We start from the raw sequence: 20108 nt of genomic DNA, 5'->3' as shown, positions 1-20108 counted from the left end.
GCAAGTTCTTTAATAGCCCAGCCATTCAGCTAGTTTTCTTTCTATTAGGTTTAAACCTGGCTTTGTAGACCTGGTACAAAACAAGTCTCTCTTGAAAAAATGAATAGTTAATGTATACGTATCCATCATTTGAGCAGCTATGATAAGATCTTGCAGGCAAAAGCCCTAGCGAAAACAGGAGGGCACTGTGAGCGCATCCATTCAAGACGTAGCAGATCGTGCCGGGGTTTCAATAGCAACGGTATCCCGTACTTTCACCCTCCCCGACAAGGTTCTCCCACAAACAAGGGAAAAAGTCCTCAAAGTCGCACAGGACCTGGACTACACCATTTCACGATCTGCTTCAGCATTGAAATCAGGCAAGTCGGCACGAATCGCCTTCCTGACTGGCGGAGAATTGGACTCCTGGTATGATTCGCATGTTTTGGCTGGCCTCAATTCCGTCCTTCATGACGCAGGGTATGATATCGCTCTATACGCCGTTTCGGATGAGCAGGAACGCCATGCATTCTTTTCGGATATGTCTATCAAACGCAATGCTGATGCTGTGCTTGTGGTCTCTTTCCAAATACCATGCACAGAGGCCGACAAATTAGCCACGACAGGCATCCCGCTTATTGGGATCAACACTGAGCCAATTCCTGAATTTTCGGCAACCATAGGCATAGATGAGACCAGCTGCATGAAACTGGTCATCAACCATCTGGTCAACCTTGGGCATCGTAAAATCGCCTATGTCTGTCTGGATCCAGAGACTGAACATTTCAAATGGAACGGTCAGGCACGTCTGCAGGCATTCCGCTCTATATGCTCCGAGCTAGGAGATCGGGTGAACCCCACAGTCGTGTATGCTCCCAAGGACGATACCAGAGCGGACTTCGCCTTATCCCAGCTGTCCAGATTGGACCAGTGCCCAACAGCCATAATCTGCATGAATGACGAATACGCCCTTCCTCTGCTTTTCTGCATGCAGCGTTCGGGATACGCAATCCCCCGAGATGTTTCGATTGCAGGTTTCGACGATTCGACTTACGCCCATGAGATCGGGTTGACCACTATCCATCAGGATCCCTATGAGATGGGAAAAACATCCGCTCACACGCTTCTCAAATTGCTAGAGGGCGAGAACCCTGACACGTGCGTACAAATTCAGCCATCATTCCTGGCCGTTCGCAGCACAACCGCCCCTCCGGAGCGCTGACTCTCAGCCGCCATATCAAGAGCTGACTTTTCATAGGCCCAGTCCTCACATTCCAAGCCATTCGAAGCACATGTGCGGCAGCAGGCTCATAAGGTCTTTGGCCTTTGCTGATGTATACGTTATCATGTGCTTGGAAGCATGGATGTAACCATATGGACTCCATGACCATGGATGGGCCCTCGAGCATGCTTATGAAGCGATACCCGCGTCCCGCAAACTTGCTGAAAGGAGCAGTTGATGCCGTTGCCAACCTCGGATCAACAAGAAACCAAAACAGAGAAAACCTTGATGGGATTCAATGCAAAGGGCGCCGCTGGCAACCGTGCAAGCTTCTTTGCCGCCGCAGGCCTCGAATGGCCTGACGATACAGTCATGGAGTACGACCTGGGCAGATACACTGATTATCCTTTCAGCGTCGACATCTCCAACAATCGCCTTCTGGCTGCCCTGGACAGGACTGGACAGGTGCGACGCGCGGTTGTTGCAGTAGGGCGCCAGGATATGCGAGGCAAGACCATTCCCGGTGTCTATGTGTACAAAAAGCTGGCCTTCTGCGAAGGGCACATTGGAATGCAGATCAGATGCCTGAACCGTCAATGTCTATCACCGGCGCTTAGCTTCATAGACGACCTAGTACCAGTCTTCGATGCATCAATAAGCGATTTGCACAGCCAGACTATCGTCTTCGTGCCCCAGAAAGGCGCCAGCAGACCTTTGTGCCTGATTCAGCTTTGTCGGCTCATCAATAGGGGAACGACGTCTTTAGACGTAAACGTATTTAATCTGTCGTCAACGCGGGGCAAGGAAGGCACAGAACTTTTACCCTTGAAATCCAATCTTCTGGGCGAATCAGACAGTCCTATCGCGCGCGACACATGCAAGGCCACGCTCCGACTTGCTCCAGGAGAAAGTCGGAGCGTGGCCAGTGTCTTCGATTTTTCGGAGCGAGAGGATAACCTTCAGATATTTAACTCTATCCAGGAATGCCGGAAAGCTCTGAACGTTACCTTGAAAGCCCGTAAGGGCAGCTTAGGCAAGGTGCAGATTCTGGAAGACCCATGGTATGGTGAGCTCATCACCCGGTCGGCGGAACTAGCCCGACAAAGCCTCCTCCTCCTGGCAGACGGCAAGGCGGCTGGCTCATTCTGGGGATCCAACGCCAACCCACTCCCCGACGTATGGACCAGAGACTTCGGTTACTGCGCCATGGGTCTGGTCGACAGCGACCCTGACCTGGCCAATCCCATGATTGAATTCCTTGCGCAGTATGGCATACCCGACCATGCTTGGGAACGCGAGTCCAGAATGCACCCCGAGGCCAGCGGATTCGAACACTCCTTGGGCAATTCCTGCCTCGCTGCAGTTCTGGCTTCCATGTTGGTTCATCGTCATGGCCGCAAGACATTCACCGTGGACCAAAGTACATTCACCCAATACGTTCGTGGGCTGGCCGCTGATCTTATCGCCGAACGACCTGAACAAGGACAGCTTTATGAGACTCTTTACATTTCGGACGGGCCGTCACGCGGCGACTACCATACTGGGTCCAACATACTGGCCTGGAAGGCAGCCACGGTCATGGCCGAGGACTTCCCGGATCTTCTGGATGCCGATCAGACAAGACAGCTGAAACAGATAGCCGAAGAACTTCGCCAGTCGCTTGACCAGAAATGCGTCTGCAGCATTGATGGCCGGCCCATGTATGTGGAAGGAGCCAATAGGGACGGGAGCATCATCGGCGTCCATGACGGAGAGGAAAGCGACTTGACTCTTGCCTCAGTTTATGGATTCACCAGCCGTGACGACGAGCGCATACGCAACCACGCCAGATGGGCCCACAGCATCAGAGACCCGTATTATGCCCCGATTACGGGCGGCATCGACTTCTGGGACTTTGACGACAGCAACGGAATTACCTATCCCGGCCAGATCCATGGCCTCTGCAGGGCGAATACTCGAGAAGAACTCAGAGATGCCTTGCTTGAGCTGCGCAGAACCACCGATCTGGAGGGGTCCTTCTGGTGGTGGCCCTTCGAGCATGCTGAGCAAGAACCTACCAAGGTGAAACGTGGCCTGGGCAAGTGCGGCTGGTGTGCGGGTGAATTCGTCAGTTTCTTCCTGCACGACATCATGGGAGTCGAACGCGACCAGAACGCCCACAGCATCAGAATCGCTCCTTACACGCCCTGGCGCCGCTTTAGCTGGAAGGACCTGGCCTTCTGCGGCGGCCAGGTCGATTTCGAGCAAGAAGACGACACGCTTCGTTTCACGAACAGAACCGATGAACCCCTGCATGCCTATTTGCAAATTGCCATGCAACCGAACACCATGCTGGAAGATGTCACGCTCAACGGCCAGAGCAGACGATACCAAGCCAGCGTCATCCATCTTCACGATGGCTCCGCAGTCGGCGTGGAGGAGCAAGTCGAACCTGGGCAAAGTATCGCCTTGGCCATAAAGACCAGATAGGCACCCGCACGCAGGAACGAGAGCATTGTTCCCGCCCTTTCCCGTCTGAAAAAGTATTAGGAATACGAAAAGGTGGCGCCCTCCACAAAAGGAGACGACGCCACCTGAATAACTTTGGATGCTCTGCATTCAAAGTCCGACTCACATCATCGGATAAATCTATCTAAAAGATCTCACTTCTGGCCCTGGGCCGCCACAGCAGCAGCACCGGCGGCGGCGGCCTCCGGATCCAGGTACTCGCCGCGAGGCTTGATGGGCTTGAAGTTCTCGTCCAGCTCGTAGACCAGGGGGATGGCCGTGGGGATGTTGACCTTGGCGATCTCGTCCTCAGTCAGGTTGTCGAGCATCTTGACGATGGCCCTCAGGGAATTGCCGTGGGCAGCGATCAGGACGGTCTTGCCGGTCTTGAGTTCCGGGACAATGTCACTCTCCCAGTAGGGGGTGACGCGCTTGACCACGTTGGCCAGCGCCTCGGCGCGAGGCACAGGTGCTCCAGCATACCGCGGGTCATGGGCCTGCGAGTATTCGTCGTCAGGGTCGATCTCGGGCGGCGGGGTGGCATAGGAGCGACGCCAGAGCATGAACTTCTCGTCGCCGTACTTCTCGCGGATCTCGGTCTTGTTCTTGCCCTGCAATGCTCCGTAGTGACGCTCGTTCAGCCTCCAGTCGCGCTTGACGGGGATCCAAAGGCGGTCTGCCTCATCCAAGGCGATGTTGGCGGTGTTGATGGCGCGGCGCAGCAGTGAGGTGAAGACGATGTCGGGCAGAACACCCTTATCCTTGAGCAGCTTGCCGCCCTTACGAGCCTCCTGCTCGCCCTGCTCGGTCAGCGGGACGTCCACCCAGCCGGTGAATTGATTGGTGTTATTCCATGCGCTCTGGCCATGCCTGAGCAATACTAGTTTGTAGGTCATACTAAGAATTCTAAGACCTGAGAGGGACTGTTTGGAGACCTACAGCTCCCCTTGCAGAGCGGTCACTTAAAGCAGGCAGACACCCAGCCAGCAGAACCCTGTCAGCAGATCCGTATAGCCCGACAGCGCGAACGCCCTGCTGAAGCGGTTCCGGCAGCTGGCCACTGTGGTGGCAATGGCCAGGATCAGGATAGGCAGCAGGCAGAGCAGGCGGGGCCAGGCCTCCGCAAGGGGGCCGTCAGACAGGGACCATGACTCGAACACACCCAGGATCACAGCCAGGGCATAGCAGGACCCCATCAGAATCAGCGTGCCTTTGGCTCCGATGAATGAAGACAGCGTGTACTTGCCGGCCAGAGGGTCCGCGTCAATGTCCCGATAGTTGTTGATCTCCAGAACGGGGATGCAGACAAGACCGCCAACCAAGGCACCGATGAACCCGTGAAGGTCGATGCCGCCGGTCTCCAGGTATTGGGTGGCCAGCACGCCCACCAGGCCGAAGAAGATCATGATGCTCAGTTCGCCCATGGCCCTATAGCCGTAGGGGTGTTTGCCTCCCGTGTAAAACCAGGCTCCCAGCAGACAGAAGATGCCGACTAGGATCATCCACCAGTGGCCAGTCACCCAGCAGAGAATCAGACCGGACAGGCAGGCCATAAGGATGTTGAGGTAGGCAGACAGCAGGACCTTGCGAGGCTCCACGCCACCAGCCACCCCTCTTCTGGGCAGATCGGGCACCGAGCCGTCAGCGCCTGCGGCCGAAAGGCTGCTCCGGCCCTCGTCAGTACCTCTGATGCCGTCGAAATAGTCATTGGCCAGATTGCAGGTGCTATGAATGAATACAGCAGTAAGACAGCATAAGAGGACGATCAGCCAGAAGCGCGCATCCGGCACCAGCCCTTCGTTGAACAGCTGCCGCAGGGCCACCGCCGTACCGATCAGAACCGGCGTGGGTGAGCAGAGCAATGCCGAGGGCCGCAGTGCGTCCTTGTATTCATGAAGTGTGATAAACATGATTGCCTGATTATGCACGTAATCGCTCGAAAGTCGGGCTACTCTCCTACGAGAGGGCCAAGATTTCACAGCTGCAGGAGCAGTCCCGCCGACCAGCATAGGGCTGAGACCAGGGTACCCTTGCCTGCCATGCCGAAGGCCTTGGGCACCTGGCCACGGGCAAAGGCTCGGCAGATCAGCAGGAAGACAGCGGCCACTGGCAGGAGGACCAGCACAAGAGGAAAGCCGGGCAGGCCACGTCGCATGACAGCCGGAACGAACTGGATTAGGCCCAGAACCAAGCTCAGGATGTAGACCAAGTAAATGGAAACAGCCGCTGCGCGCGCTCCCACCAGAACCGCGTATGTGTGCTTGCCGGCACGACGGTCGTCATCCAGGTCCCGGTAATTGTTGAGCATGAGCAGGCCCACGGCATTGAGTCCGCAGGCGCAGGCGCCCAGGATGCCGGCGACATCAACCCTATTTATGAGAAAGTACTCAGTGCCCAGGGTGGCCACCAGACCGAAGAAGATGAAGACGCTGACCTCACCCAGCCCGTGGTAGCCGTATGGATGCGGGCCGCCCACGTAACACCAGCCGGCGACCAGGCAGCAGATCCCAACCAGGATCATCCACCAGTGACCGGTCAGCGCCATGACTGCCAGACCCATCAGACAGGTGAAGGCCGCCGAGATCATGGTGGCGTAAAGCACCTTCCTGGGCGGCACGCCGGCGGCCACCAAACGCCTCGGTCTGCCGGAGACGACCTCTTCGCCGCCACGACCGGAATCAGTGCCGCGAACACCATCGGCATAATCATTGGCAAAGTTGGCTGCAATCTGCATAGACAGGGCGAGCAGGACCAACAAGATAACGATCAAGGTCAACCGTCCCGGTGTGGCCGCCTTCAGGGCGGGGTCGACAGGCGTGGGCGAGCATGAGCTGGTGCACTGTTCCAGAAGCCGTGACCGCTCCAAGAGTGCAGCCGAAGCGCCCACGCAGACAGGCGCCACCGAGGCAGGCAGCGTTCTGGGACGCATACCTTCCACCCACAGCCTGATATTCATGACTGTCCCTCTCCCGCTACCATCTCAGGCTGGCTCAGATCAGCGGCTTGACCAGGGGGAAGGTGATGGTCTCGCGGATGGATGCGCCGGTAAGGGCGATCAGCAGACGATCGATGCCCATGCCCATGCCACCAGCGGGAGGCATGCCTACGCCCAGGGCCTCCAGGAAGTCCTCGTCAATGTCCATGGCCTCGGCATCGCCGCGGCTGGCCATCTTGGCCTGCTCGACGAACCGCTGCCGCTGGACCACCGGATCGTTCAGCTCGGAGTAGCCCGTTGCTAGCTCGAACCCGCGAACGTAAAGGTCCCACTTCTCAACGACACCCCGCTTGGTGCGGTGGGCCTTGACCAGGGGCGAGGTCTCGACAGGAAAATCACGCACGAAGGTCGGCTCGTACAGCTTGTCCTGCCAGAAGTGCTCCCAGAGGTGTTCGACAAGCTTGCCGTGGTTTTCAGCCGGCTCCTCCTCCAGGCCCACTCTGTCAGCGATGGTCCGCAGATGGTCCACGCTGGTCTGCGGGGTGATCTCCTCGCCCAGGGACTCGGAAAGGGACTCATACATGCTGATCTGGCGCCAGTCCCCGCCGAAGTCGTACTGGCTGCCATCCTGCAGGGTCACCTTAAGCGATCCCGCCGTATCCATGGCCGCCTTCTGGATCAGTTCCTTGGTCAGCTCTCCGATGGTGTCGTAGGTACCGTAGGCCTGATAGGCCTCCAACATGGTGAACTCCGGGGCATGGGTGGCATCCACGCCCTCATTGCGGAAGTCACGGTTGATCTCGAAGACCCGCTCAATGCCACCAACCAAGCAGCGCTTGAGGAAGAGTTCAGGGGCGATGCGCAGGTAGAGGTCGATGTCGAAGGCGTTCATATGAGTGGTGAATGGCCGGGCCGCAGCGCCGCCATGCACAGTCTGAAGCATGGGGGTCTCGACCTCCATGAAGTCGTGGTCCTCAAAGGTACGCCTCAGGGAGGAGACGGCCTTGGAACGGCGGCGGACCATGGCCCGCACATCCTCATCGGCGATCATAGCCAGGTAGGGCTTGCGGGTACGCTGCTCCTCGGTCAGTTCCTTGTGAAGGGCAGGCAGTGGCTGTAGTGCCTTGGCTGCGATGTTCCACTCGGTGGCGAAGACGGAGAGCTCGCCGGTCTTGGAGGCGACCACTCGGCCTCGCAGGTATAGGTGATCGCCGAGGTCGACCAGCTGCTTGAACCGCTTCAGAGAATCAGCGCCAATCTCACGCTTGGAGATCATGCCTTGGATGCGGGTGCCGTCACCCGCCGCCAGCTGAACGAAGCAGAGGCCGCCGCCGTTGCGCAGGAAGAGTACCCTGCCGGCGATGCCAACCACATCCTCGGTCTCCTGGCCTGGCTCCAGGCTGTCCTGATACTTGCAGCGCACATCCTCGATGCGGTCGGTTACATCCAGATGGACCGGGTAGGGTTCGACGCCCTCCTTGAGCATGAGCGCCCTCTTGGCCACGCGCATGCGCACCTGTTCGGGATGCGCCTGGGGGCCGAACTCCTTATTGCTGGAGTCGATGGCCTCCTCGGGGCTGACCCCGGCATCAACCCGGTCCGCAATGGCTTTGTCCTGGTCCAACAGCATCTGAGCACGTCGGATGGTGCCCAATCCGTTGTCACCAGACTCCTGCTCATAAAGGTTATCTGCGCTATCGCTACTCTCGCTCATAGTTTACCAGTGTACGCAAAAGCCGATACAGTACCCGCTCGAATGCGCCTAACCGCCACGCCGAATGGTCTTGTATCACCCCTCCGTGTAAAATCATCACATGTCGCGGGGTATAGCGCAGCTTGGTAGCGCGCTTCGTTCGGGACGAAGAGGCCGGGGGTTCAAATCCCCCTACCCCGACATGGCAAAGAATAAAGGCAGGCTCTTAGACGCCTGCCTTTATTCTTTGCTGACTATCTGAGAGCTATGAGGCGTCCTGTCACGCCGCCATTGCGCAGCTGCTCCAGACCTTCGGGGATCCTGTCGAAGGTCGTGTCAAACAAGGACGGCTTCATCTTGCCGGTTTGGAAGAACCGGTAAACGTTGGCGATGTCCTCCGGAGTGCCGCCAGAGTTGCCCCGAAGAGCAATGTTCCCGAGTATCAGGGGCCGGGTGTCGATAGTTGTCTGGAGCCGTCCCATACCAACCAAAACAACAGTTCCGCCGTCCCTGACAGCCGCAATTGCATCATTTGTGGTCGCGCCGAAGCCGGCGAAATCAACGATGAGCTCAGGCTTATCGGCGTGAAGGTCAGCAACTTGTTCGTGCACATCGTCGACCCCCAGGTCCCTGGCCCACTCGCGCGCCTTGGGACTCGTGTCAGCCACACACACATGGCACCCAGCTATGAGGGCCATGTTTATGGCGAACTGCCCCAGACCACCCGCTCCAATGATGCCCACGGTCATCCCTTTTTTTGCTCCGCCGACCACGAACAAAGGATGGTAGGACGACATTCCCGCATCGGTCGCAGCAGCGCCTTGTTCAAAGGAGACCTCATCGGGAAGGGGGACCAGCTGACGCGCAGGAACGGCCATCAGATCGGCATACCCCCCGTTACGCTGCGTCCCCACAGTCTTGCCTGTGACGCTATCCTGGGGAGATACGCCGACACGATCACCAACTTTGAATCCGGACACCGCCGCCCCTACGGATCTGATGACCCCTGCGTTCTCGTGGCCCAGAATGACCGGCGCAGAAATCAGCGGCATCCAGGCAGGATCGTGCAGGATTCCGACATCGGTATGGCACAGCCCAGCCGCTTTGACCTCAATCACCACCTCGTCATCTGCAGGCTCCGGGTCTGGAAGTTCCACCATTTCCAGCGGCTTCCCTGTCTCGGTAAACATCCATCCTTGCATGTGCATTACCTGCTTTCCTATGAAAATTGCGATTGAATATTGCGATCTACGCTTTTCAACCTATGCCTCTTTCATCGGGCAGTCAAAACGAGCTCTTTGCACCCTATCCTGCACGTGACCTATCCGACGCACGTCTGTCTCGCCAGAGAGGCCTGCAGGCCGTAAGATTGAGAAGGATTCATCGAGAAGCACAAATCGCATCCGGCACCTGCCGCAGCTGGATACAACCGTGTAGAAGCGAGGGAGCCAAATGAACGGCAAAGAGGTCAAGGACCACGCTGACGAAAAGGATCTGAAAGAGGTTCGATTCTCCATAGGAGGCGCCGCAACATATGTGCGGCCGGATGGAAGCTTTGACAGCAAGTCCTTCCTGGACGGGTTGGACGGGATCTTCAAAAGAGGAGGGGCCAGGGAAGAAGCCGAACCCTACCTTCACAGAGCCTTGGCGGTTGCAAAGAACGCAAATGACAATGCGGGTCTTTTGACCGTGCTCAACGAGACTATGGGATTCGATCGTTCGCAGGGCAGGCATTCGGAGAATTTGCAAGTTATACATCAAGCCATCGAATTGGCCACCCAAATGCAGATCGAGGGCACCGATGCCTGGACCACCACCCTGATCAACGCGGCCACCGGCCTGCGCGCCGCCAAGCAGTATGATCAGGCCGAGGACCTCTACCAGCAGGCCCTGGCTTCTGCGCAGAAGACCTTGAAGCCTGTTGACAGACGACTGGCCGCCCTGCACAACAACCTGTCCATGCTCTACAGCGAAACCGACCGGCCCGACAAGGCCGAGCAGGAGCTGCGCCGGGCCATGGGCATCCTGGAGAATTCCAGTATTGATCCTTCCCGGGATCTGGATCTGGCCTCCACCCACACCAATCTTGCCCTCCTGCTCATGCAGAGCAAGGACAATCCGCAGGCTCTGCAAGAGGCTTGGAACCAGGCCCGCACCGCCCTGGGCATCTATCGAACCGGCCACCTGGAGAACAGCGCACACTATGCCTCGGCCCTGGCAGGCTTCGCCCAGGTCTGCTACATGACCGGTCGTTTCAGCCAGTCGGCAGACACCTACCGCAAGGCCCTGGCCATCATTGAGGACCGGTACGGCAAGGGCAGCGACTACTACCAGGTCACAAAGGCCAATCTGGACCAGGCCCAGTATGCAGCCGAAGAGGCCGGGGACAAAGATCTATCCGATCAGACTGGCGAAGCAGCATCCAGCCAGCCGAAGACCAGGTACCAGAACGATGACAACGATCGGCATGACTCCCGCCCGGATATTCAAGGGCTGGATCTGGCCAAGGCCTACTGGGAGCAGGTGGGTCGCCCCATGCTGGAGGAACGCTACCCTCAATATCGAGGCAGGATTGCCGTGGGCTTGATGGGCCATGGCTCGGACTGCTATGGGTTTGACGATGCCGTCTCCCGAGACCATGATTTCGGCCCGGGCTTTTGTCTGTGGCTGACCAGCGAGGATTACCAGGCCATTGGCGACCAGCTGCAGAAGGACTATGAGACCCTGCCCACTGAGTTCATGGGGTTCGGTGCGCGGACCGACAGCGTCAGAGCAAAAGGAAGCAACCGGCGCGTAGGCGTCTTCGAGATCGGCGCCTTCTTCGAATCCCTGACCGGCTACCGGCAGGCGCCCCCGGAGGATCACTCCCACGAGTGGCTGCTCCTGGATGAGGCGACGCTGGCGGCAGCCACCAACGGCAGGATTTTCGCAGATCCTCTGGGACAGATGCTGGCCACCCGGCAGGGGTTCAAAGCGATGCCCGACGATGTGCGATTCTGCCTAATCTCCCGTCGGCTGGGCATGATCGCCCAGGCAGGCCAGTACAACCTGCCGCGGAGTCTGCAACGGGGCGACGGGGCTGCAGCCATGCTGTCAATCAACGAATTCGTGCAGGCCTGTGCCTCCCTGATCTTCCTGATCAACAATCCGTTGACAGTCGGGTATCTGCCCTACTACAAGTGGACCTTCGCGGCCCTGCGGCGACTGAGCGGACGAATGGCCACCAGGCTGTCCGATCTGACCAAGCAACTGGAAGACATCCTGCGCCTGGCTTCGGCTGCCTGCTACGGGGGGCAAGGCTTTGGCGAAGGCGGCAAGGGATCCCGACCGGCCGCCGAACGCGTCACCAAACTTGTGGAGTCCATCTGTGCAAGAATCGTAGAAGAGTTGCAAGCCGAAGGCTTGACCAACAGCCCGGAAACCTTCCTGGAATGGCAGCGCCCCTATGTCGAAGCCCACATCTCTAGCGAGGATCCGATTCTGCACAGCATCTGAAAGGAGCCGAGGATGGCAAAAGACGAGCAATGCCAGGATGAGGGATCTCTGCGCGAGCGGATCGTCCACCACGAATGGGAACAGTTCCAGCAGGTCAACAATGAGGGAGGTCCGGCCAACTGTCAGGGCAACTGGCCCATGTTCCACCAGATGCGCCTGAGCCAGTTTCTGACCTGGCCGCATCCCCTGCTGTCCAGCTATGCGGACGACCTGGACCAGGCCGACAAAGAGGGGCGCAACCTGTTGACCGAGAAGTACGGTCGGATGATGGAATCCACAGCCCCGGACCAGTACCACGACACCATCGCCCCCTACCTGCCCAGGCTGGGCCTGGATCGCCAGGAGCAGCAGGAGCGCATCATCAACAAGCAGGTGGCCTGGGCCAAAAGCTTCAGCGAGCGTTACCCCCGCCTAGGTCAGGAGATGCGGGTCCTGCGCACCAGCGAAGACACGCCGGAGACCACCTCCTTCGAAACATACCTGCGTGGCGAACTCGGCACCTACTCGGCCCGAACACTGGACCTCTACCAGTCCATGGTGGCCCAGATCGAGGCCCGGGGCGGCAACCTCACCGAGGAAACCATTTTGGCCACGGTGCAGATGAACGGCTTTGAGACCCTGGACGAGGCCGAACAGGCCCAGGACCGACTACCTGAACCACGATCATAAGGTCCATCTCTGCAACCAGTCGAGCAGTCGGGTAGAGTTGACGGGTGCAAAAGCTGAAAAGGGCGGGCTTAACTGCCGCCTACTTTGTGGTCATCCTGCTGGTCATGCTTCTTTTGGGCCAAGCCATGACGCCGGACTGGCAGGTGGAACCCTACCGCGACCATCTGCAGGTCTCGACCCGCTCCACTGCCGTCGCCTCGAGTTTGGGCACCACTACCCCTGAGGGCACCCACCCAGTCAGGGAACGGAAGATCAGGATCACTCTGGATGGAGAAGTTCGTGTCCAAGCCATCGTCAGAGAGCCAAGCGACCGAAAGGGCACCGGACCAGCCTGTCTGTTCATTCATGGTGCCGGAACAGGCAAATCCTCCGAGGTGTATGGCGACCTGGCTTCAGCCATGGCCTCAGCCGGCATCACCACCCTGGTGCCCGACAAGCGCTTGGACACCTATACCGCTTTCCACCGTGATTATCAGGCCATGGCCGCAGACTACGGGCGTTCCCTTAGCCGTCTGCGCTCTTGGCCAGGCGTAGATCCGGCCAAAGTGGGCCTGTACGCCGAGTCCGAGGGCACTTGGATATCGACCATCATGACCGCCAAGGATCCCAGCATCGCCTTTTCCATCCTGACCTCGCCTCCCGTCTACCCGGGGCGGCGGCAGATGGCCATGGCGGCCACCAACTACTTGGACCTGATTGGCGCACCCAAAGGGATCCGCAACATGATACCTAGGCTCATGGGCATGGACCTGTCCCTTCTGGGCCTGGAATACGCCGACTTCCCCTCCCTGCCCTATCTGGATAAGCTGCATATGCCGGTCATGATCAACTTCGGCACTATGGATGTCTCCATGCCGGTCGAGCAGGGGGCGCGCGAGATCATCCGCAGAACCCATGCAAGCGGCAACGACAACGTAACCCTGCGCTACTACCCCACCAACCATCAGATCCGCACCGGCAGCAGGCTGGCCAAGGCCGGGTTGCCCCTGGAACCTCGATATACCCATAATCTGGAAGACTGGATCAATGCTGTAGCACAGGGCACCCAGGCCGACCAGTGGTCCACTCCCATGATTGCCGGCAGCCAGCCCCGCCAGCTCAATCGGGTACCTGATCGCACCGACGCCGGGCTCCTTTCCTCATTGACTGCCCTGTTGATGTTGATGGCCAGCGGCCCCTGTCTGCTGGCTGCCGCCCTGGTGTCTGCTCTAATCGGAGCTTTGAGCTCACATCTGCGAGCGCGGCAGAATGACCGAGAACGGCCCGGTTTCAGCAAAGGCCTGACGGGACGGCTCTGGTCACTGGCCCTGCTCGCCGCAGGACTGATGACGGCCCTGCTGGCCTATGCCCTTACTACGGTCCGTCAGGCACTCGGCCTGGTCCATCTGTCCTCAGTAATGACATCCTGCTGGCCCTTCTTGTCGGTCCTCTGCCTGGTGCTCACCATGCTCTTGGCGAGCACCATGACTTCTATCGTCAGCCGATCCGACAAAGAGCCAGCTGTGGCCGGGGCTGGCCACTGGCTGACACTGGCTCTGACCCTGCTGGGGTCACTGGCCATCCTTGGCAGCTTGATCTTCTGGAACGTCCTGGCGGTTTGAATCCTGGCGGGTACGCTTTGATGATGCCAACCAGCACAATATGGCCACGCCAATCAGAACCACGCCCAGTCCGATCAGAATGAAAGGCAGAATCCGCTGCCAGGGTATGGTCATGGTCAGGTACGGACCGTAACGCAGAAAGACTAATCCCAAGGCCAGCATAGCCAGAGCCAGAAGTCCGACCAGGACACCCAAAATGATAGTGGGAACGCTGGGGCCGCTCGGACGGACCGGTTCCGGCGGCTGCATCCGGACTTGGTATATCGGCGGGGGCGTCTGCGTGTCATGCGCCTGTCCCGACTGGGAAGCGGTCGGCATGGCCGCGGTGTTCCGACCCTGAGGATCCAGCGGCTGGCTTTCTCCTAATTGTTGCTTGTCAGTCATCTTCCTGATCCTCCTCCTGCCACCAGGCGTGGTAGCCGTAATCCCAATATTCGCTGATTGGTCCGTTGTCGGCCTGCGCCCGCTCCGGCTGGGTGACGCTCCCGCGGGCTTGTACAGTTACCCGGCCACCCGTCAATAGACTGGCGTCGACGATCATCTCAGGCTGGTCAGGCATATGCTGCTGATCCTCCTGGGTGGCTCGCAGGTCTTCCTCCCAATCGCGTCGTTCAGCTGATGGCAACGAATCGCCCCACCACATCCAGCTTCCCTGATCAGTCTGGGTTATCCAGTCGCCCACGCCTGACCCAAAGAACCTGTAGAGGTCGGAATGCTCCCGGTAGAACAGGCTGCATCCTTTAGGAATGAGTAGACGGACATCAGCATAGACCACCGCCAGACGGACTGCGCCGGTCGGGCAGCCTGAGACCGTACTCGCCGCATCAGCCATCACCTGGACCCGGTGGGTGCCGTGTTCGTGCTCGTAGCCAGTAAGGTCGATGACGGCGCTTCCCTGATCGTGCGGGTCGCCGACCAGCTTGATGCCACGGTGGTAACGCCTCATGTCGCTGCTACTTGCTCCCAGCGTGCGCCCATGATTGCCTCCGTTGACTCGAATAGCGGCATAGTCGGCCATGACCCTGCGGTTCTGTCTCTGCTCAATGCCTGCCACGGCCGAACCGATGCCCAGACTGATGACGACCAGGCATGCCACCAGAGCAATTGGTGTCAGCCCTCCCGCCCTGCGACCCATCAAGCCCAGGATCAGGATGACTACTCCCAGGATCAGCGTGACGCCTCCAGCCCATATCAGGGCATAGGTCAAGGCCGCATTCACCCCGCGATAGGGATTCGTGGCCATCAACCAGACTGCCGCTCCAGAGACCAGGATCAGCCCCGACAACAGACTGACCAGCACAGGTCCGGCAGGGCGGCGCCGCACCCTGGGCGGAACTGACGGACCATTACCGACCATTCCTGGCCCAGCCGAGAATGATCCAGCTGCGCCATAGCCCGGCCAGGCGCCGAATCCGTCCGGCTGAGTCATGTCCCCGGCGCGTTCTGCAGAACCGTCTGTCTCCATACAGCCTCCGGAAGGTGCACCGGCAATGGGATTCTCCCCACCCTGCGCATTATTCGAATCACTGCCAGTGTTTGCCGAATCCTCTGTTCCGAAAAAAGGTCCAGAAGAGGTCACATCCCCTTGTTGTCCCCAAGTTCCATACGAATCGGAATGCTCTGGCTGGTCCTTGTATCCTTCCGAACCCGGATTGCTCGCTGACTGTGTACTGCTTTGTGTCCCTGTGTAATCCTGGTATCCCTCATACCCCGAAAAGCTCGGATACTCAGGCTGACTCGAATGCCATCGCGGATCCGCACCGCGCGGGCGTTGCGAATACTGCGGTCCCATCATCCAAGGATCACCCGAAACCGGTCTGTCTGCATTCGGCCCACTCCCGTAATCTCTTTGATGCTGCAGGGCCTTATTGCGGCTCCACCGGATAAGAAGAAACAGGATCAGCGCGCCCAAAGCCAAGGAAAAAAGTCCGACTCCAGGAATCAGAATGGCCAGCAGCCAATAAATGATGATACCCACCATGGAAGCGTGCCAAATCCCGTGAATCAGCTCTTGGGCGATGATGACCCCACGCCGGTCCGGCAAGACGAACCAGGCAAAACCGTAAAAGGCGGCACCGGCTCCGAAGAGAAAGACCGCCAGAATCATCAGCGCTCTGACCAGGGTCACGCTCCAGCCCAGCCGACGGGCCAAGGCTACGCAGACACCGCCGATCCATCCTTGGTCGCGGATCAGATAGGACTCTCTACAGGCGCGGAAGAACCTGTCGGACTTCCACTGCCAACCATTATTGGGGCCATTGCCGTTCATCTCGCTACTCATATCTTCATTACAGCACCCAGCGAGCGCAAATCTTATGGGGGAACACCCTGATTGGACCCTGATTCCTTCCGCTTATTGCCCCATCGGTACCCTCGGGAAACAATAATGGAGGCATGAACGCACCCATGCAGGAAGAACAAACGTTGAGGGAACCACCTCCTCTGCACCCTGCACGCATGCCCCTGATGAGGCCGCATAAGGGCAGGATTCTATGCGGAGTCTGCAAGGGCATCAGCCTGCACCTGGGTATTCCCGTCTTCTGGATCCGCCTGCTCATGGTGCTCCTGGCTCCCAAAATGATCACCTGCGTGGTTTACTGCTTTCTTTGGCTGACGCTGCCCCAGGGCGATCCCACCCAGGCAATCCAGTCGAATGACCCGCGGTCGGCCCCGCTGGCGCCCAGCATCCTGACTGAACAGTCAGGTCAAAAGGAGAATCGCAGCATCACCCCCGGGCGGATAACCAGATTGTTGGCAGGCCTGGGCATCATCCTCCTCCTGTCTGCGGTCATTCTGCTCAAGAGCGGCATGCGTCCCGCCTTGGTCGTCCCCTGCTTGCTTTTCTGTGCCGGACTGGTCCTGGCCTGGCTGAGGCCGGAAAACCAAGGAGCCGGCTACCACTTGTCGGCCCTGATCGGCAGCCTGGCTCTGATCCTGTCGGCAGCAGTGATCTTCCTGCTATCCACACAGGAATTGTCTTGGGCTCTGACCCTGATAGTCCTGGCCGGCCTGCTTCTTGTGGGCGTGACCGCAGTGGTCGTGCCCTGGATCGGCTCAATCCTCAGTCAGCTGGGCGACGAACGCGCCATGAAGGAGCGCGAGGAGGAGCGGGCCGATATGGCAGCCCACCTGCACGATGGCGTTCTGCAGACCCTGGCCCTGATTCAGCTGCATGCCGACGACCCGCATACCGTCTTCACCCTGGCTCGATCCCAGGAGCGCGATCTGCGCAACTGGCTCTATCAGGAACGCACTCCCTCGGATCGGTCAGTCAGCACAGGGCTGAGCCAGATAGCCGCGCAGGTGGAGGACGAATCCGGCAAGCCGATCGAGGTGGTCACCGTGGGCGATGCCATGCCCTGCGCCCAGACCGATGCCCTGCTTAACGCGGCCCGGCAGGCCCTGGTCAATGCCGTCACCCACGGTGGTGAACCCATCTCCGTGTATTGCGAGGCGCGCAGGAATCAGGTCGAAGTCTACGTGCGCGACCACGGTTCGGGCTTTGATATGGATGCGATTCCAGCTGATCGCCTGGGAATCCGAGAGTCCATCATCGGCCGGATTCGTCGGCGGGGCGGCAGGGTCGAGATCGTCTCCCGTCCTGGTTGGGGCACCGAGGTCAGAATGCACATGCCGCTGTCCGAAGCCAGCCAGCACCAGGAGGGCAAGCTTGGTCAAGCTGGAAAAGGGACTGATGCCGAGCAATGATAGGATGCATGGTGAACCATTCATTCACAGACGCATGCCGGTCCGATCCCACCCGTACTTGAGGACCCGCGTCGGGAAAGGCGGGCTGAACCACCCCCATGACCACGACTGCAGCAGAGCCCCATCAAGCCGAGGATGGGTTCGCAAACATTCGCGTAGCCGTCGTCGACGACCATGAGATGTTCCGTACCGGCGTCATCACCACCCTGCAGCCGCATTTTCACATCGTGGGTCAGGCGGCAGACGTGGAATCCTCCATCCTCATGGTCAGGCAGACCCGCCCCGATGTGGTTCTGCTGGATGTGCATGTGCCCGGTGGCCAGGGCGGCGGAGGCGCCGAAATCTTAAGCCGCTCCCACCCCCTCTCCCCGCAGTCGGTCTTTCTGGCACTTTCCGTATCCGACTCACCCAGGGACGTCGGCTCGGTCATCCGCGCCGGAGCCCGTGGTTACGTGACCAAGACAATCTCCGCCAAGGATCTGGTTTCTTCAATCCGCCAGGTGCACGAAGGATACGCTGTCTTCTCGCCCAAGCTGGCTGGATTCGTGCTCTCCGCCTTCCAGGAGGACGAGGCCGCAGATACCGGCCTGGCAGAAGACGACGAACTGGACCGACTCTCCGCGCGCGAGCAGGAGGTCATGCGTCTTATCGCCCGGGGCTACACCTACCGCGAGGTGGCTTCAGAGCTTTTCATCTCCATCAAGACGGTTGAGACCCACGTCTCCAACGTCCTGCGCAAACTCCAGCTATCCAACCGAACCGAACTGACCCGCTGGGCTGCAGACCGCCGTATCGTCTGAAAGTCCGCTCAACAGGCCACGCCGTGCTGGCGAAGAAGCTGACGCAGACTGCTGATGTCACGGGCAACAATCCCTTCCATGCCCAGCCGTTCAGCCACAGCAACATGCACAGGGTCTGCATCAACGAAGATCGTATGCCCCGGGCTGATGGCGAAACGGCCCAGGGCTAGACGATAGAGGAGCGAATCGGAGAGGTCCAGATGCTCCTGGGATGAGATCAGGACACCTTTCAAGGCAGAGAGCGGTGAAAGCAGCTCGGATACCGACTCGATCAGCTGACCAGTGGATGCCGCCAGGCCCCAAAGGGCCAGGCCAGCTCGCCGCAGATCCTCCAGCAGCTCCGACGCTCCGGGAAGCAGGCCCTTCACTGCCAGGGCGTAGTTTTCCAGACAGACGCGAACCACCCAGGCGACTGCAGGCCCGTGAGTGGTTTCATAGTCGGCCAGTGCTTGCTGCGGGTCCACGCCCAGATTGATCTGTCTGCTGACACAGGCGAAGCCCCAAGGGTCCTTCGGGTCCAGCACCATATCGATCACACTGTCAGGGTACTGCCCGACCAGGGCCCGACGCGGATCCCAATCCACTAAGGTCCCGGGCAATGCGAAGAGGATGCTCCCGCCTGGGGCCGCTGGATCGAAGCGGTCATCGCTGGATGTATCCTCACCTGGCAGGTCGCCCGATACGCCTTGACCAGATCCCTGCTGGAATTCCTGATGCTGCCTTGCCATGTCCCCAGAGTAGACATCTGGACCTACAGGGCCTAGGGCAGATTCCAGTCGACATGTTGTCAATCACTCAGCGGAGGCCATTGCATGGATATATTGGGTTCAGCAATAATCGGATTTCACGCTTTGCCACCTGTCCAAGGCGGAAGTCCCGCCTGCTACGAAAGGAGCCGTCATGCGTCGGCTGCTGCTCACATCCTCGTTCCCCGCTACCGCTGACAGGTTGCCCACCTTCCTCGAGAGCTCCCCCAAGAACCATACGGTGGCCTTCATCCCAACGGCCAACCTTCCACAGCGTTCGGATGGTTATGTCCAGGAAGCTCGCAAGGCGTTCACCGATATGGGCTGCCGGATCGACGACCTGGAAGTCTCGACCGCCGATCCTGAGGCCATACGCCGGAACCTGGAGGAGGATGATCTCATCTACCTGTCGGGCGGCAACACCTTCTTCCTGCTGCAGGAGCTGCGTCGCTCGGGAGCTGCTGACCTGATCAGGCAACAGGTGGATCAGGGCAAGCCCTACATCGGCGAATCGGCCGGCGCGGTCGTGGCCGGTCCCGATATTGGCTATCTGGATGCCATGGATCCACGCTCGGCCGCCCCGGATCTGGACTCCACGGCCGGCTTGGGGCTGGTGGACTTCCGCCTCCTCCCCCACCTGGATTCCGAGCCTTTCGCCGACGTGACCGGTCGCATTCTGAATCGCTACTGCGACGATCAACCTATGGTGGCCATCAGCAACACCCAGGCCGTGGCAATCCGCGGGCGATGCCTGACCATTCTTTAGGAAGAAG

The 20108-nt window shown here is 59.1% G+C and carries 17 protein-coding genes and 1 tRNA gene; 9 read left to right on the top strand and 9 right to left on the bottom strand.

Annotation, left to right across the window (positions count from 1 at the left end; genetic code table 11):
* Positions 1-187: 187 nt before the first annotated feature.
* Entirely contained in the window at positions 188-1201 is a 1014-nt protein-coding gene (locus tag J3T93_RS00905; RefSeq protein ID WP_267430178.1) for a LacI family DNA-binding transcriptional regulator, read from the top strand.
* 189 nt (positions 1202-1390) lie between these two features.
* Here the strand turns inward: J3T93_RS00905 and J3T93_RS00900 are convergent, their stop codons facing one another.
* Positions 1391-1798, bottom strand: a complete 408-nt coding sequence (locus J3T93_RS00900; RefSeq protein ID WP_267399443.1) for a hypothetical protein — start codon at positions 1796-1798, stop codon at positions 1391-1393.
* Between the two features lie 411 nt (positions 1799-2209).
* Here J3T93_RS00900 and J3T93_RS00895 point away from each other — a divergent pair, with 411 nt between their 5' ends.
* Entirely contained in the window at positions 2210-3670 is a 1461-nt protein-coding gene (locus J3T93_RS00895; RefSeq protein WP_267430177.1) for a hypothetical protein, read from the top strand.
* A 173-nt stretch (positions 3671-3843) separates the two neighbouring features.
* Here J3T93_RS00895 and J3T93_RS00890 read toward each other — a convergent pair whose 3' ends face one another.
* From J3T93_RS00890 to lysS, 4 genes are all read right to left on the bottom strand, one after another.
* A complete protein-coding gene (locus J3T93_RS00890; RefSeq protein WP_267399439.1) occupies positions 3844-4584 on the bottom strand; it encodes a phosphoglyceromutase in 741 nt (246 codons plus the stop codon).
* A gap of 66 nt (positions 4585-4650) precedes the next feature.
* The gene (gene menA, locus J3T93_RS00885; RefSeq protein WP_267399438.1) at positions 4651-5598 is read right to left on the bottom strand and encodes a 1,4-dihydroxy-2-naphthoate octaprenyltransferase; all 948 of its coding nucleotides are present in this window, start codon (positions 5596-5598) and stop codon (positions 4651-4653) included.
* A 65-nt stretch (positions 5599-5663) separates the two neighbouring features.
* Positions 5664-6644 (bottom strand): 1,4-dihydroxy-2-naphthoate octaprenyltransferase, encoded by a 981-nt coding sequence (gene menA / locus J3T93_RS00880; protein ID WP_267430176.1) that lies wholly within the window; start codon positions 6642-6644, stop codon positions 5664-5666.
* 34 nt (positions 6645-6678) lie between these two features.
* Complete coding sequence (gene lysS / locus J3T93_RS00875; RefSeq protein WP_416378819.1) at positions 6679-8253, bottom strand: lysine--tRNA ligase; 1575 nt, start codon at positions 8251-8253, stop codon at positions 6679-6681.
* Between the two features lie 190 nt (positions 8254-8443).
* Between lysS and J3T93_RS00870 the strand changes: the two genes are divergently transcribed.
* Positions 8444-8517 (top strand) — tRNA-Pro (locus J3T93_RS00870).
* A gap of 53 nt (positions 8518-8570) precedes the next feature.
* Here J3T93_RS00870 and J3T93_RS00865 read toward each other — a convergent pair.
* On the bottom strand, positions 8571-9476 hold the full coding sequence (locus J3T93_RS00865) for a zinc-binding dehydrogenase (RefSeq protein WP_267430174.1): 906 nt from the start codon (positions 9474-9476) through the stop codon (positions 8571-8573).
* A 292-nt stretch (positions 9477-9768) separates the two neighbouring features.
* On the opposite strand from J3T93_RS00865, the gene J3T93_RS00860 reads away from it, so the two are divergent.
* The 3 genes from J3T93_RS00860 to J3T93_RS00850 are packed head-to-tail and all read left to right on the top strand — an operon-like array spanning position 9769 to position 14081.
* Complete coding sequence (locus tag J3T93_RS00860; RefSeq protein ID WP_267430173.1) at positions 9769-11811, top strand: DUF4037 domain-containing protein; 2043 nt, start codon at positions 9769-9771, stop codon at positions 11809-11811.
* A gap of 12 nt (positions 11812-11823) precedes the next feature.
* Positions 11824-12480, top strand: coding sequence for a DUF4125 family protein (locus tag J3T93_RS00855; RefSeq protein WP_267430172.1), 657 nt, complete (start codon positions 11824-11826; stop codon positions 12478-12480).
* Positions 12481-12524: 44 nt separating this feature from the next.
* Complete coding sequence (locus J3T93_RS00850; protein ID WP_267430171.1) at positions 12525-14081, top strand: alpha/beta hydrolase family protein; 1557 nt, start codon at positions 12525-12527, stop codon at positions 14079-14081.
* On the opposite strand, the gene J3T93_RS00845 is transcribed toward J3T93_RS00850, so the two are convergent.
* Positions 14031-14465, bottom strand: coding sequence for a hypothetical protein (locus J3T93_RS00845; RefSeq protein WP_267430170.1), 435 nt, complete (start codon positions 14463-14465; stop codon positions 14031-14033). The genes J3T93_RS00850 and J3T93_RS00845 overlap by 51 nt on opposite strands.
* Positions 14458-16362: a PspC domain-containing protein gene (locus J3T93_RS00840; RefSeq protein WP_267430169.1), complete on the bottom strand. Its 1905-nt coding sequence runs from the start codon at positions 16360-16362 to the stop codon at positions 14458-14460. The genes J3T93_RS00845 and J3T93_RS00840 overlap by 8 nt, the downstream gene beginning before the upstream one ends.
* 176 nt (positions 16363-16538) lie before the next feature.
* Between J3T93_RS00840 and J3T93_RS00835 the strand changes: the two genes are divergently transcribed.
* Together J3T93_RS00835 and J3T93_RS00830 are read left to right on the top strand one after the other, a co-directional pair.
* A complete protein-coding gene (locus tag J3T93_RS00835) occupies positions 16539-17789 on the top strand; it encodes a PspC domain-containing protein (RefSeq protein ID WP_416378818.1) in 1251 nt (416 codons plus the stop codon).
* Positions 17790-17887: 98 nt separating this feature from the next.
* A complete protein-coding gene (locus J3T93_RS00830; RefSeq protein WP_267430167.1) occupies positions 17888-18589 on the top strand; it encodes a LuxR C-terminal-related transcriptional regulator in 702 nt (233 codons plus the stop codon).
* Between the two features lie 8 nt (positions 18590-18597).
* On the opposite strand, the gene J3T93_RS00825 is transcribed toward J3T93_RS00830, so the two are convergent.
* Positions 18598-19317, bottom strand: coding sequence for a hypothetical protein (locus J3T93_RS00825; RefSeq protein WP_267430166.1), 720 nt, complete (start codon positions 19315-19317; stop codon positions 18598-18600).
* 172 nt (positions 19318-19489) lie between these two features.
* Here J3T93_RS00825 and J3T93_RS00820 point away from each other — a divergent pair, with 172 nt between their 5' ends.
* Positions 19490-20101, top strand: coding sequence for a Type 1 glutamine amidotransferase-like domain-containing protein (locus J3T93_RS00820; RefSeq protein WP_267430165.1), 612 nt, complete (start codon positions 19490-19492; stop codon positions 20099-20101).
* Positions 20102-20108: the final 7 nt, after the last annotated feature.

This window comes from Bifidobacterium sp. B4111 (genome assembly GCF_026537235.1).
GTDB lineage: Bacteria > Actinomycetota > Actinomycetes > Actinomycetales > Bifidobacteriaceae > Bombiscardovia.
This window is presented reverse-complemented; position numbering and strand designations above follow the sequence as displayed.

What these genes read in the sequence shown, in the direction of transcription:
- J3T93_RS00865 (WP_267430174.1), bottom strand. Translation starts at nt 9,476, where the DNA reads ATGGTGGAACTTCCAGACCCGGAGCCTGCAGATGACGAGGTGGTGATT.
- J3T93_RS00845 (WP_267430170.1), bottom strand. Translation starts at nt 14,465, where the DNA reads ATGACTGACAAGCAACAATTAGGAGAAAGCCAGCCGCTGGATCCTCAG.
- J3T93_RS00835 (WP_416378818.1), top strand. Translation starts at nt 16,539, where the DNA reads ATGCCCCTGATGAGGCCGCATAAGGGCAGGATTCTATGCGGAGTCTGC.
- J3T93_RS00830 (WP_267430167.1), top strand. Translation starts at nt 17,888, where the DNA reads ATGACCACGACTGCAGCAGAGCCCCATCAAGCCGAGGATGGGTTCGCA.
- J3T93_RS00840 (WP_267430169.1), bottom strand. Translation starts at nt 16,362, where the DNA reads ATGAGTAGCGAGATGAACGGCAATGGCCCCAATAATGGTTGGCAGTGG.
- J3T93_RS00855 (WP_267430172.1), top strand. Translation starts at nt 11,824, where the DNA reads ATGGCAAAAGACGAGCAATGCCAGGATGAGGGATCTCTGCGCGAGCGG.
- menA (WP_267399438.1), bottom strand. Translation starts at nt 5,598, where the DNA reads ATGTTTATCACACTTCATGAATACAAGGACGCACTGCGGCCCTCGGCA.
- menA (WP_267430176.1), bottom strand. Translation starts at nt 6,644, where the DNA reads ATGAATATCAGGCTGTGGGTGGAAGGTATGCGTCCCAGAACGCTGCCT.
- J3T93_RS00860 (WP_267430173.1), top strand. Translation starts at nt 9,769, where the DNA reads ATGAACGGCAAAGAGGTCAAGGACCACGCTGACGAAAAGGATCTGAAA.
- J3T93_RS00820 (WP_267430165.1), top strand. Translation starts at nt 19,490, where the DNA reads ATGCGTCGGCTGCTGCTCACATCCTCGTTCCCCGCTACCGCTGACAGG.
- lysS (WP_416378819.1), bottom strand. Translation starts at nt 8,253, where the DNA reads ATGCTGTTGGACCAGGACAAAGCCATTGCGGACCGGGTTGATGCCGGG.
- J3T93_RS00825 (WP_267430166.1), bottom strand. Translation starts at nt 19,317, where the DNA reads ATGGCAAGGCAGCATCAGGAATTCCAGCAGGGATCTGGTCAAGGCGTA.
- J3T93_RS00890 (WP_267399439.1), bottom strand. Translation starts at nt 4,584, where the DNA reads ATGACCTACAAACTAGTATTGCTCAGGCATGGCCAGAGCGCATGGAAT.